At 55.3% G+C, this 14058-nt stretch carries 9 protein-coding genes; all 9 read left to right on the top strand.

Features of this window, described 5'->3' with window-relative positions; translation table 11 throughout:
- Positions 1-154 precede the first annotated feature (154 nt).
- The 9 genes from RWL87_RS03910 (at position 155) to RWL87_RS03870 (ending at position 13997) form a co-directional block, all read left to right on the top strand.
- Complete coding sequence (locus tag RWL87_RS03910; protein ID WP_313968981.1) at positions 155-1015, top strand: IS3 family transposase; 861 nt, start codon at positions 155-157, stop codon at positions 1013-1015.
- A gap of 281 nt (positions 1016-1296) precedes the next feature.
- Entirely contained in the window at positions 1297-8169 is a 6873-nt protein-coding gene (locus tag RWL87_RS03905; RefSeq protein WP_313968980.1) for a DUF6531 domain-containing protein, read from the top strand.
- Between the two features lie 12 nt (positions 8170-8181).
- Entirely contained in the window at positions 8182-8781 is a 600-nt protein-coding gene (locus tag RWL87_RS03900) for a DUF6318 family protein (RefSeq protein WP_313968979.1), read from the top strand.
- Positions 8782-8810: 29 nt separating this feature from the next.
- On the top strand, positions 8811-9665 hold the full coding sequence (locus RWL87_RS03895; protein ID WP_313968978.1) for a DUF6318 family protein: 855 nt from the start codon (positions 8811-8813) through the stop codon (positions 9663-9665).
- Positions 9666-9734: 69 nt separating this feature from the next.
- On the top strand, positions 9735-10310 hold the full coding sequence (locus tag RWL87_RS03890; RefSeq protein ID WP_313968977.1) for a histidyl-tRNA synthetase: 576 nt from the start codon (positions 9735-9737) through the stop codon (positions 10308-10310).
- A 244-nt stretch (positions 10311-10554) separates the two neighbouring features.
- A complete protein-coding gene (gene tpiA, locus RWL87_RS03885) occupies positions 10555-11331 on the top strand; it encodes a triose-phosphate isomerase (protein WP_005509126.1) in 777 nt (258 codons plus the stop codon).
- Positions 11332-11569: 238 nt separating this feature from the next.
- Positions 11570-12034: a hypothetical protein gene (locus RWL87_RS03880; protein ID WP_049345374.1), complete on the top strand. Its 465-nt coding sequence runs from the start codon at positions 11570-11572 to the stop codon at positions 12032-12034.
- 108 nt (positions 12035-12142) lie between these two features.
- On the top strand, positions 12143-12400 hold the full coding sequence (gene secG, locus RWL87_RS03875; protein WP_005506130.1) for a preprotein translocase subunit SecG: 258 nt from the start codon (positions 12143-12145) through the stop codon (positions 12398-12400).
- 187 nt (positions 12401-12587) lie between these two features.
- The gene (locus RWL87_RS03870; protein ID WP_311449214.1) at positions 12588-13997 is read left to right on the top strand and encodes an SWIM zinc finger family protein; all 1410 of its coding nucleotides are present in this window, start codon (positions 12588-12590) and stop codon (positions 13995-13997) included.
- Positions 13998-14058: the final 61 nt, after the last annotated feature.

Genomic DNA, 14058 nt, shown 5'->3' with positions numbered 1-14058 from the left:
AGGGCAGGCCGAAGGGGTCGGTACGGGCGGTGCCACCAACGCGTGAGGAGGAACTTGCCGAGCGTGTGCGCAAGCTTGAGGCGCAGGTGGCGTACCTAAAAAAATCGATTGCCCTGAAGGCGCAGAAGCGCTCCCAAACCGGGACAAAGCCCTAGTGGTCGCCGAGCTTTCAGGGCATGGACATAAGCTGTACGACCTCCTCGAGGTGGCAGGCCTTGCCAGGTCGAGCTACTACTACGCACTGGCTCACCCCCAGCAGCCAACCAGAGTACAGCTACGTCCCAAGGTCGCCCAGATCTTTTCGCGAACGCCCAACGGGTGCGGTCACAGGCAGGTGGCCATGTGCCTGCGCGCTGAGGAAGGGGTGCGTATCGCCGATAAGACGGTCTTGAAGATGATGCGTCAGATGGGGCTGCGCTGCGGTATACGCCGTGAGAGGGCCTACCGCAGGTACAACTCCTACAAGGGGTCTGTGGGGCAAAGTTTCGCCAACATCATCGGTCGCAACTTCACGGCGACTGGTCCTTGGCAGAAGTTGGGTACCGATGTTACCGAGTTTAAGCTCTCCTTCGGTAAGGCCTATCTCGCTCCGGTTTATGACTTTGCCAGCAAGGAGATTGTTGCCCACTCCATCTCGAGGTGCCCCAACCTCGTCCAGCAGCAAGAGATGCTTCAGGTACTCGTGGATGCCAAACCCGAGGGAGCTAAGCCGATTTTGCATTCGGATATGGGGTGGCAGTATCAGCACGAGATTTACATCAGCACGCTTGCCGAGAACGGTTTTATCCAGAGTATGTCACGCAAAGGCAACTGCATTGATAATGGTGCCACCGAGCAAGTTTTCGGACACCTCAAGGACGAGTTTTTTCGCGGCCAAGACTGGCAGACCTTTGAGAGTTTCAAAGCTGACCTTGACGCCTATATCATGCATTGGAATACGGTAAGGCGCCAGGTGAAGCTTAGGGGCCTGACCCCGGTAGAGTACCGGGATCAGGCCCTGCAGGAGGCCGCGTAACGGCTAGTATTTAAAGCGTCCAAGTTTCGGGGCGCAGTTCACTTTCGGTACTGTACTGGCGGGGGTTTCTTGCTGGACTTTCCGGGTGGGTTCCTTGCGGTTGGCTGTGGGAGGCGGAAGCAACGGGAAGCGGAATCCGTCCTGCTGAGTTCGTGCGCAGAGTGTGCGTGTGTTACCTTGAAGGGTGTGTGATTCTCACTGTCACCGAGAGGGAACACACATGCAACGAATGTGAGCGAGGATGCTCGTTCACTGTCACATCAACTTCCGGAAGTAAATATATGGATAACGTCCACGCTAATACTGAAGCTGTTCCTTTTGACTTTGAGAGCGCCGAGGCTCTCAAAACACATTTGACGCATCTAACTCAAGTAATCGAGCATCAGCTCCCTGCACGCTATGGCGCCGATGGTACTTGTGGTGCCGCTCAGCTCGCTCTGGAAGGTTTCACCGGTGGCTATGCACGGGTGTATAGGGCAAAGCTTGCTTCGTCATTTGCGCTGTTGCGAGAGTTTAAGGAATGCTTTAGCAACGCAGCTCGTAATATGGAGACTTATATTAAAGCTGCCCGCGAGGAAGAGCGTATTCGCCGAGAGATTACTGAATGGGAGAAGCTCAACAAACGTAAGCAGCACGCGATTCATAGTAAGCATAGCGGTCCCTGGTATGAACAAACAGGTGAAGATAACCCAGATTCTAAGTTGGAAATCCCTCCTCGTCCTATGCCTTCCCACCCCCCGCATTTTGAGGTCTACACACCACGACCTGTAGCTGATCCCCTCACCGGAGGGCAGGGAAATTCTGTATCTTCAGGAGCCTCTCAGAGCACTCTTGGTCGTTTGGCGGAGGAAAATTCCTCTGCTCAGGGTACTCAACGTTTGAATACCCAGATTGCGCTTGCTTCTGGTGGATCTACGGTTTCTATCGTGCCGCACAATGCGTATCAGCATCGTCAGGTCACTCTTTCTATGAATGCTGAACTTGACCAGGTGCAGCTTCGCGTAGCGTCCACCTATGCTCAGTTCCGTTCGAATACTTCATGGGGAACTTTTAACGCTGATTCTTTAATTGCTGCGTTGCACACCTGGGTTGAAGATGTGCATGAAGATGCTACCTGGCTAGGAAAAGTTGCTCAGGTAATGCTTGATGTTGCAACTCATGGCAACCTAACCAATACATCAGCGAAGCATCATGCCGATCTTTCAGGGCCTGGGGCGAAGGCTCAAATTAGCCTCGACATGAACCTTCTGAATGAGCTGATGCATGATGATATTCCCATGCATCACCTACTGCAGGTTCCTGGCGCTAGCATTACCGGTGTAAATATCTCATCCGGCTATGCAAATGACCCCGTCAACGTTGCAACCGGTAACTTCATTGAAAGTGAAGTTGACCTTCGCTCACGCGTGAACTCGGTACTACGTCTTGAACGCACCTACAACAGTGTTCTCGCCGCCCTCCCGAATACCCCTCACGGTGCTTTTGGTAAGGGCTGGTCAAGCATGCTGGATAGCCGACTTGAGCAAAAATCTGACAGCATCTCATGGCACACTGCCGACGGTCGTGAACTCGTCTTTGAACGTGATACGACCTCGGCTAGCGGGTATGCACGAACTCCCAACGCCCCCTACTGGCTGGAGAAGGTATCCGAGTCGGCTCTAGACGTGGCACCTACGTATAATGTGGATTCAGTCTCTGCGCCCTTCGAAGAAAATACCGAAGGACAAGAGGCCCTTTGTCGCGCCCTCTACTCTGTGGTGAGTAACGCGGTCAAATCTGCCCATCGTCTACTGTCGTCATCTTTTGACGTAGCAGAATCGCCTGAACCCACCTACTACTGGTCTGTTACTAACCATTCTGGTAGCCGTTATTTCTATGCTCCTTCGGGTGAATTGGTTGCTTACATGGAGGGGCACCCCAGCTCAGCTGTAGTTGCTCTTTACAACCGTGGCCCAAAGGCTAATGCCGATGGGGAATTCGTAGCTCAGCGACTGAGTGCTTTGATTCAGCCTCTTAGCGCGCAGGGCATTATTTTCAGCTATGACGCACAGGATTTTGTATCTGCTGCATCTCTTGTCAACTTCAATGAAGGCTCCTCTGAAGAACATTCATCAGCGCAGGTCGAAAGCCAGCTGAACGATGTGCGCTATATTTACAATTCTGCTGGCGTGCTTTGCGAAGTTCAGCGACCTGATGGCACCCGCCGTTATGAGCAGACGGAAGAAAACCTCATCCACCGTGTCTGGAATGAAACGGGATATTGCGAGGTTGAGAATAGCTATGACGCTGACGGTCGCATCGTAGCCCAGAGAACTGAGCACGGTCGAAATATCAGTTACCGCTATGAGCACGGTCTAATGACCGTGATTGAAGATTCCGGAACTGGTGAGCACGCTAATATTTGGCGCTCAAATGAACACGGTCAGCTTGTTTCCCTCGTGGCTGGTGACGGAAGCCGCCAGTCCATGCGATACAACTCCTACGGTTACCGTACCTATATCTGCGAGCGTGACGGATCCGTGACGCATCGTAGCTACGATGAACGTGCTCGCCTTGTCTCGGAAAATACTCCGGAAGGTGCAGTCCACCGTTATACGTGGGATGAGTACGACCGTATGATTGCCCACCGAATTATGAATAAGAATCGGCGTGCAGGCACCCTCACCGAAACACGCTATACCTACTCCCAGAACCCCCTGGACCCTAATCCCCTGACTATTACCCGTAACGGAGGCAATACAACTTATCTTGAATGGGACAACGCCGGTCATTGCACCGCCGTCACTGATGAATCAGGATTCAAACAGCACTTTACCTACAATGACCGTGGACAGCTTCTGAGCTCCACGGACTCTAGTGGTGCGCAAACGCAGTATTCGTATGATGCTGCTGGTAACCTGAGCTCAGTAACTGATCCTCTCGGCAATACCCAGTATTTTGAGTGGGATGCGAGTGGGCGACTCAGCACGGTGGTCGACGCAATGGGTGCTCGTTGGGGTTTGTCTTATGCAGAAGCAGCTCAGAACGCTACGCCGACCTCCGAGCAGCACTTGACAGCGCTGACCGACCCTGAAGGTAACATCACTACTTTTGAATACTCAGCTGGTCACCTAAGCGCTGTGATTGATCCCATGGGTAACCGAACCAGTGTCGAACGCGACACCTGGGGCAACGTTATCTCCATGACTGACGCCGCAGGAGCCCAGACTCATTATGAATACGACGAACTCTCGCAGCTCGTCGCTATCATTGACCCCTGCGGGGCTCGTACCGAGTACGAATATTCTCTAACTGGCGATCTGAGCCGTATTGTGGACGCTACTGGTGTAGCTTTGAGCATTACCCACTCGCGCGCTCACGGTGAGTATTCAATGCGAGTTGAGGACGCGCCTGGTAACTACGCCGCTGTAACCGACGCCCTGGGACGAGTTGTCTCTGCATCAAATTCTCTGATGACTATGGTGCCGGGTCTGGGCCCTGCTGGCTCCTTGCACTCTGATTCTTCTCTTGCAGGGCTTGCTTCAGCAGGTAAGCAGTCTTCTGAGCGTCCTGCAGGTCCTTGGGCGTCGTGGAGCTTGGCGCAGCCGGAACTTCGTGTTCCCACTATTTTGGGTTCCCACAATAACGTATCGCGAGGCGATAGCGCCCTTACTGCTGCTCATCTTCCGTCTGTTATTACGATGTTTGAGAACCGTCAAGATATGGCGGCTCTCTTTGGCGTGCCCGTTCCTAAGTTGAATATTCCGGACGCCTCCGTCCTTCTCAGCTCTTCCTCTGATGGTTCTGCACAGGCTGGGTATAACGCTCAGAGCCAGGTTGCTCAGATTATCTCTGCAAATGGAGCGGTAGTTAGCTTCGAGTATGATTCTCAGGGGCTCATGAGTCGTAGCGTTAGCGCAGCTGGTCGAGAGACCATCTTTGAATATGATGCTACAGGTCGTTGTATCAGTCAGAAGGTTCTCAAGAAGACGAGTGAGCTCGATACTGACGAAGGTTACCTGGAAACTATCTTTACCTATGATGCTGCAGGTCGCCTGTTGGAGAAGACCATTAGGGATTCTGCAGATGCTTCAACTGCCCCGTCGCGTCTTGTGCAGTACACCTACGATGCTGCTGGCCGACGCATTAAAGAAGATACGGGGGAAAAGGTTACCTGCTACAGCTACACTTCACGTGGACTTATTGCACGTATTGAAGATAGCGTTGAAGGTACCCGTTCTTTCTCATACGATGCGGCAGGTCGCCTTGTAAACGTTGAAGACGCTTTGGGCGGCACCTCCCGCTGTGAATATGATGCCCTCGCACGTCCTCTGCGCTGGATTACGCCTGCGGGTATCGTAACGAGCTACGAATGGGACGCGGCAGGACGCCTTCTGCGTGAAGAACGCTCGGGTACAAGTTTTACGGTTGAAAGTGCGGCAGACTCTCTCGTACGTACTTTCTCCTACGATGCTGCAGGTCGTCTTCTGACGATGAATGACGGCGAACGTATCCGTTCGTTTGAGTACGATTACGCTCGTGGCGGTGTACTCCGCTCAGTCACGGTTGATGGTGAAGTTCAGGGAACTTTTGAATATTCCTTGATGAGTGGACGTGGCTCGCAGCAGGGCACGTTGAAGGTTTCGGTCAATGATGCAAAGGCAGAGCACATCTATGAGTACTCTGCATCTGGCAGGTTGCTGAGCCGTACTCGCGTACCCCATGGTGATATGAGCATGAAGCGTATCTCAAGCACGGTGTCTATTGCTGATCACATCACGGGTATTCTTCGCGCCCCAGACGTGAACCAGCGTACTCTCCATGCCTTGCAAGCGTTTAAGCAGCGTGGTGAATATACGCTGAACTATACCTACGATGCAGATGGTGTTCTGGTAATGAGTAGCAACCCGTACGGCTCAGTGCGCTGGATGCGTGATGGTGCGGGTCGAGTGCGCCATACTCAGTCTAAGGACGTTTTTGCTCGCACCAGGGAGATGGAATTTACCCATGCTTCATGTGGTGCTTTGACCTCGATGAGTACAGAAGACACTCGCGCCGTGTGGAAACTCAATCCTGTTAAGAATGTTCCCGTGGGCTACAAGGTAGAGCGTACCGGTACCCGTGAGTTGGGAACTGGGACTGCACCTGTCAGTACGTTTGCTGCTCATGTGGAACGTGATACTTCTTCTCGGGTTGCTGTCTGCACTCTTGAAGATGCAGAAAATAACTCTGAGGCGCGCACTATGAAGTATCGTTATGATGCTTCTGGTGCTCTTATCTCTGTATCTGATGGTATTCAGGAACGAACTTGGACCTACGAAAACGGCATGATGGTCGCCGAGGCATTGTATAAGCGCAATTGTGAGCAGGGAGATAACGCCCTGCTGCTGGAACGCGCCTTCAGCCACAATTCAATTGGCCTTCTCAGCGCTGTTTCTGAGGTGCAGTATGGTGCCGATGGTACTGTCCAGAATCGTTCTCGAACTGAGTATTTCTATAACGCTGCCGGTGAGCGCGTCCGTGAGGTGACTACGGATGAGCTGACTGGACAGCATCGTGAGCGTACCCTTGGGTGGGGCAACATGGGGCAGGTGAACGCTATTCGCCAGGATGGTGAAGAATGGTCATTGCACCATGACATGACTGGTGAGCTTGCCTCCGTGCATACTAGCACCACGGTGGATGCCCCCGGTTCGTCTATGCCTTTGGTATGGGATGCTGTCTCATCCGTACCTATGGTGCTGGGCGCGGGCGGGATGAGTGCAGGTTCTGTGCTGGAGAATATCTCTTCTGAAGAGGAACTGGGCTATGGCTTGGGCTGGTCTATGTCTTCTAACCCGTGGGAAAGCGATGTAGCTGCTGTTCCTACTGTTCCTGGTCTTGGCGTGGTTAGTGCTGGTCCGGCGGCTTCTTCTGTCAATATTGCTGGTCTTGATTTCATGGGTTTCCGTGTGGCTGATGCTGGCGTGCGCCGTTTCGTGTCCACCGATGCTTTGAGCTCGGTGCCGGGTATTGTGCACGGTATGGATACGAACTCTTTTGCGGGCTGGAACCCTATTTCCCTAGCTGACCCGTGGGGTTTGCGCCCGATGTCAGTGCAGGAATTTAGGGACTATCAGGTTCGAAAAACAGAGAAGAAAAATCATGATACATCCGAGATTATTAACGAGATAAAGTATAGTCCTGGTGCCCAAATACTGTTGTTTATAATGGGGATAATTGATTATTCACCACTTTCCCCCTTTGGAATATATAATTACTTTAATAAAGATCCAAAGATTGAGGATTTGAATGTTCAGCGGCAGCATGGGCATAGTGGGGATATTCCTCCTGTTCCTCCGCAAAATATTCATCAAGTGGCGCAACGCATGAATTCAGTTAATGACAATCAACATGTTAAAGACATGGAGAAATCGCAAGGAAACGCAGGGTACTCAGCCGTTCAAATTGACGTTTATGACGGGAAGAAGCCTGATGGTTCGAATGAGAAGGTAGCATATGTTTATATTCCCGGCACTGATTTTGATCTTTCGATGAAAGATGGTGAGATTGGCTCTATAGGAAATAATCTTGGTCTGGCTGGTAATACCTCTGATAAACCTGTTGATGATCTGTCGCCCTACCACCGAATGGTGGAAAAGGCAATGAAGGATGCTAAGCTACAAGACGTAGACCGAGTAGTAATGGTTGGTCACTCTCAGGGCGGTGCCGTGGCGTATTCACTTGCTAATAATAAGGAATTTAATAGTAAATATAAGGTATCTAATGTTGTAACCTATGGTGCACCGACCAGCAATCTTGAGGGACAACGAGATGATCTTGACCATCACTTTAACTATGTGGCTGTTGTGAACGAGAATGACGTGGTTCCTGGCCTAACACCTGGAAAGCAATACGGCGAGCCCGCTAATCGTGTACATGTCGTCGAAAGTGATAAAGCTAGGGGGGGCATGGATTCTCACGGTATGAATATTTATGTCGATGCTACTCAGCGTTATGTTGCTAGTGGCTACGGTGATGATGAAGGCGTTGATATCGATGCACAGGCGTACAGCGCGCAACAAGAAGTGCAAGGAGTAGAAGAAGGAACTGGGCTATATACCGGTAGAAATACTTCTAAGACTACTTATTACAATCGTGCGTTACGAGAAGCCCTTCGGGGAAATACGTTTTAGGAAGGAGAGGAAATGACTATCGACCCGGAGTGGACTAAAAAATTCTTCAACCAAGAAGACTATAAGGGAGCATACCATCTTGTCAATACTGACATGATTGGAATTTATACCCCGGCAGACCAGCAGCACCCTGCATATTCTGCGCCGCCGCCAGACTACACCTACACGTTTACTAAATTTCTAACGTCCGCTGATTTGGAATTCTATAATATCTACTATTATCAATGCCAAAACTATATGCTTTTGGCATCCGATTCGCGTCGCCTCGAATATGCAATGACCGCCGAAGAACTATTCTTCCCCGCCATCCAAGATATCTTTGACGACGGAAAAGGGTGGGTCATCACCCCCAACCAACAAATCTTGACCATGCACATTCTCGAAGCACAACCGCGCATCCATAACGAAGAACAAAAAATCTTCGACTGGAACGTCAAATTCGACATCCTTCCCGAAGCAAAAGTTTTCCGGAAAGACACCGGGCAGCTACAGCCCATCGCCGAATTCGACACGCGCGGACTCCTCCGCGACGGAGCAATCCACGGCACCCTGCGCTCGCGTTTCCTCAATCCCGGATGGGATATCCACTTCATCCCTGAAAAGGAGGCATAACAATGGAGCCCCAACGCAAGGAACAAGAGATGAACACCCAGCAGAATTCCTCCCCGGAAGCTCCGCCGGCATCTTCTGGTCGGCTACTCGTTCATCAGCAGGAACCACGGAAGCCCCGTTTTTCTCGTCGTGCCCTCGCAATAGCAGGCGCAGGCACCCTCGGTGCTCTCTTCGTTGGTCGACAGGCCGGTATCCTTGCCACCAATGAGGAAAAGCAAGAAGTGCGTCTTCTTAAATGGGATAGGGCACTAATCGCTCTAGAACCTGATGAGAAGTTTGATGCTGGTTACGTAGACCGTGGAAGCGCAGCGGGGTTTATGGTGTACACCGCCTACGAACGCAGCGGAAGGTACGTGCCCGCCACCGAAGAGCACGCCGCTCAGAATGTGCCGTACCCCGTTCTGCAGCCGGGAATGAATGAGTATAACCGCGGTGGTTTCTATATTTTTCAGGCGTACTTTTATGCCGCCCTGAACTATTTCTACTACACCGGAGATACCAAACCGCTCTCTGAAGTGATCAACCCCGAAGAGATCATTTCACCCGAGCTTCTTCGGCTGTACCGGGAAAATCGCGGCTGGCTTATTGCTAATCAGGACGTGTACCGCCTGCAGGTTACCACCGCCGGTATTAATGACCGCAGTAAGAATGGTCGGCAGATATTGAGATACCAGGCAAGGCGACGTATTCGTGATGAAGCTGTCTTCTATGTGCCCCAAACGGGGGAGAAGTTACCCATCGATAAGTTCTTGAAGACCGGTGAGGAAGAGTATGCGTTCCTCTGTGCAGAGCACCTGCGCGGCCGCTGGGTGCTGGTGGAAGACGATAAGGACGCCACGCCACTGTACCCCCCGGGATTCTCCCTCGAAGGGCTAGAGGTATAAGAACCCACCTTCCCGGTAGCCGCACGACATCACCGATAACCACACCACACCAACCACCCTAGGAGACATATGGAACAGTCGCCCCAGAACCCCGGCACACCCGCGCAGGGCAGCCCCTTGCCGGAGAATACTGCGCAGAGTAATGCTTCGCAAGGCTATACCGCGCAGGGCAGTATTGCTGAAAGCATCGCGGTAGAAGCCACTGCGGCACCTGCCACAACCGCCCTCCAGAGCCCCGAGCATGACCCGGCTCTAGCAGACACCGCCTCCGCAGCTGCTGCCGAGGCGGTAGCACCCGCCCCCGCAGAACCCAAGCGCATGGGCCTCTACTCGCTTATCTGCCTCCCCACCGGCGGATTCACGGCTTACTTCATCGCAAACATTCCCTACCTCTGGATGTACTACGCATATTGGGAATCTTCCTCGGTAGCAACGACTACTCTGATTATTTCGTTTGTTGTTTTGCTGTGCGTCTGCTTCACCTACTGTGCTCTTGCGGCACTCATCGTTGAGAAGATTGCTACCCGAAAACTGCCTTGGGGTCGTTCCCTCGCCATAAGTGCGCGCGCTACCGCGCTTCTTGTGATTATTCTGACGATTGCCTTCTTCTGCATTGAAGCGTCCCTCTTCCGAAGCCGTTTCTAACACACCGCAGACAAACACCACCGGCAGAATACCGGCAGGGTAGAGCCCCCTAAGCTCCACCCTGCCGGTACTTCGTATCCGGGGCTCCACGCAATCAGCGAACGCGGGGTGAGAATAGTCAAGGCACAGCATAAAACCGCGCCGAACCAGTGAAAATATGCCGCCAACCCTCTAAAATAGAAAAGGAAAATTCCGAACAACAACCCCGCCCGGCATACCGCGCGGGAAAGCTAAGGAGCGAACTATGTCGCGTAAGCCCCTCATCGCAGGCAACTGGAAGATGAACCTCAACCACGCAGAGGCAGTCACCCTCGTCCAGAAGCTCGCATGGACCCTCGACGACGCAAACTTCAACTTCTCCGCAACCGAAGTAGCCGTCTTCCCGCCCTTCACCGACATCCGCTCCGTGCAGACCCTCGTCGAAGGCGACAAGCTGGACATCCTCTACGGCGGCCAGGACCTCTCCGTCCACGACTCCGGCGCATACACCGGCGAAATCTCCGGCGCATTCCTCTCCAAGCTCGGCGCAACCTTCGTGCTCGTCGGCCACTCCGAGCGCCGCACCTACCACCACGAAAGCGACGAGCTGTGCGCAGCAAAGGTTCAGGCAGCATACAAGCACGGCCTGACCCCCGTCCTCTGCGTCGGTGAGCCCCTCGAAATCCGCGAAGCAGGCACCCACGTCGAGTACACCCTCGAGCAGCTGCGCGGCTCCATCGCAGGTCTGACCGCAGAGCAGGCAGAAACCCTCGTCATCGCATACGAGCCCGTCTGGGCAATCGGCACCGGCAAGGTCGCAACCGCAGACGACGCGCAGGAAATGTCCGCAGCAATCCGCGCAGAAATCGCTAAGCTCTACTCCGCAGACGTTGCAGAGAAGGTCCGCGTTCTCTACGGCGGCTCCGTCAAGTCCTCCTCCGCACCCTCCATCATGGGCAAGGAAGACGTGGACGGCGTGCTCGTCGGCGGCGCATCCCTGCAGGCTGACGAATTCGCAGCAATCGCACGCTTCGACGCATAAAACCCCGACGCACCACAGCGTCTCATAGCGTTACAGCGCCCGGCGGGTACCCACCCGACCGGGCGCTGAACCATTTAACCGCCACCGAGCTAGCGGCGGGCGTAAGAGGTGGGTGCATGAGCCGGGAGTAGGAGTCAGGCATAAGAGGCGGGGGAGAAGAGCCGGGCGCGTTCGCCCCTAACCGCAAAACCCACCCAGAATACGCCAACCCCGCGGTTCGCCCCGTACACTTAACGGCATGTTCAGCTTTGGATTCTCCCTGGTCATCGCAGCCCTCGTCGGCATGATCCTCTACAGCTACCTGCGCAACCGCAAAGTGAGTGCCCCGCGCCTACCCGGCAACGAAGGCGGCAACATCGGCTACGCAGGCGGCGCAGAATACCAGGAACCCTCGCCCGAATACCAGTACTTCGAGAGCCGCCGAGAAGCATTCCTCGACCAACTCTACAGCCGCACCTCCTCACCGGAAATCCCCGTGACCCTCACCCTGCGCGACTGGGTAGACCAGGGCTTCTACGCTGAAGGAGGTGCCTACTGGGCAGCCGCGCAGCAGTTCACCTACTACCTCATCGACGGCGGATACGTGCGCGCCTACGACACCGAAGGCGACGAACTCACCGCCCAGCGCGTGCTCACCGACCGCCCCGCAGCCCTGCAGCTGACCCCCAGCGAATACCAGCGCCGCAGCAACCGCGCCGCATAAAAAGCCGCCTCAACGTGACCGAATGGCGGCGGTAGCGTATAGTTAAACCCGTCTGTCTGCGCCCCGCAGCCCAGGCACCCCACCAGAAGACAACGAAGGAAGGTCCCCATGGACGTCATCATGAACGTACTCATGGTCATCATCGCCATCACCAGCGTGATCGCAGTGATGCTTGTGCTGCTCAACCGCGGTCAGGGCGGCGGCCTCTCCGACATGTTCGGCGGCGGTATGACCAACTCCCTGAACTCATCCGGTATGGCGTCCAAGAACCTGATCCGCCTGACCGTCACCGTGATCGTCATCTGGGTTATCGCAGTGGTCCTGTACGGCCTGGCAATGCGCTTCAACGGCCAGATTGTCGTCTAGCCAGCCTCTACCAGAGCCCACGCCCACCCCACCGAGGGTGAGCCAATAGAGCTTCTCCCCGGCACTTCTCAACCGAGAATGCCGGGGATTTTTTATGCACCAAACGGCAATGACGAAAGCGGTAGCGGGACGCGAATCTTTACGGCATGATAGGACGTATACACCACATACGAAAGGCAAAGAAGCCATGAGCGCCTACACCCTCGACTACACGTACACCGCCCCGTCAGCCCTCATCGACGGCGCCGACTCCCGCGCGCTCAGCCTCGCCACCAGCGGCGGCAGCACCCCCGAAGGTGCCGCCTCCCACCCGTACTTCTTCTCCGGGTTCCTCGAACGAGCAGACGTCTACGCCACCGCACTACTGGTCGTCGCCAGGGTGGCACGCACCCGCTTCTACGTGCCGCCCAGCTCCCTCGCCGGAGCCCTGCGCGCCGCAGACCCCGTCGTCACCAGCACCGCCGAAGGCCTACGCTTCGAATCGTTCAGCGCCTGCTGCGGAGTGTACGCACGCCTCGACGTTGACTCCAGCGCACTCGACGCCAGCCACAGCGCCGTAGGCGTCACCAACGTAGACGTCAACCCGCCCCTGCGCGCCGCGCTCGCCTCCCTGCGGGCGGGGGAGCCCATCCACCTGAACGTTGGCGACGACGGGCTGCTCACCACCACCCTTGACGGCTCCGTCATGGAGGAGAAAGTGCCGCTGCCGATCCGTTGGCTCAAAGGCTTTGCAGAAACGCAGATGCTCTCATCCCGCATGAGCCCCGTGCACAGCCTGGACGCTGCCGCCGCCCGCACCTTCATCCACTCCCTGCCGCGCAACTCCAGCACCAAGGCGGTCCTGTGGGCGACCCGCGCCGTGCGCTCCCTGCGCCTTGCCACCCGCGCCACCGCCGGTTCCGTATGCGTGGCGGGCCCCGAGCGTCTGCGCGTGCTTGAGCCGCTCATCCGCCACATTCAGCGCCTGGACGCGTACAGTGAGCCCGTGACCGCCGGTAACGCGCCCGTGCCCAGCGTGTGGGTGGCGCACCTGCCCGGCGCCCGCCTGAGCATTGGTCTGAGCCCCGAAAAGTCACGCGGATTCTCCGGTGAGGGGTCCGTGCTGCAGGCGCTGTCTAACCCGAACACCGCACAGAATGCTGACATGCTCAGCGTGTTGCTCTCCTTCGAGCCGCGCATTGACGTGCCCGTCATGTCTGCCCGCGCAGGCCTGGACGAAGCGGCAACCCGCGACGCGCTCGCCCTGCTGGCATCCTCCGGTCAGGTTGGTTTTGACGCTCATGCCGGCGAGTATTTCCACCGTCCGCTGCCCGTGCATCCGGAGGCGCTGACCGCCATGCACCCGCGCCTGGTCGGTGCGAAAAAGCTTGCCGACTCTGGCGCTATTGAGCGGGTCGGGGCGGGCGAGCACGGCACCGGTGAGTACAGTGTGCGTAGCGGCGAGAACACGTACACCGTGACGCTGCCCGCCGACCCGTACGCCGTGGAGGGATACCTCTGCTCCTGCCCCTGGTGGTTGAAGTACCGCGGTACACGCGGCCCCTGCAAGCACGCGCTGGCGGTCAGTATTCTCTACCGCGAACACGCCGCCGGCTAGACACACCACGCACCGCACTAAAAGACGACGCCCCAAAAGCTCGCCTCAGCTTCCACCCGAA

Source organism: uncultured Rothia sp. (assembly GCF_963555405.1).
Taxonomy (GTDB): Bacteria; Actinomycetota; Actinomycetes; order Actinomycetales; family Micrococcaceae; genus Rothia.
Note: the sequence above shows the minus strand (reverse complement) of the source record. Positions and strands in the feature narration are given on the sequence as shown.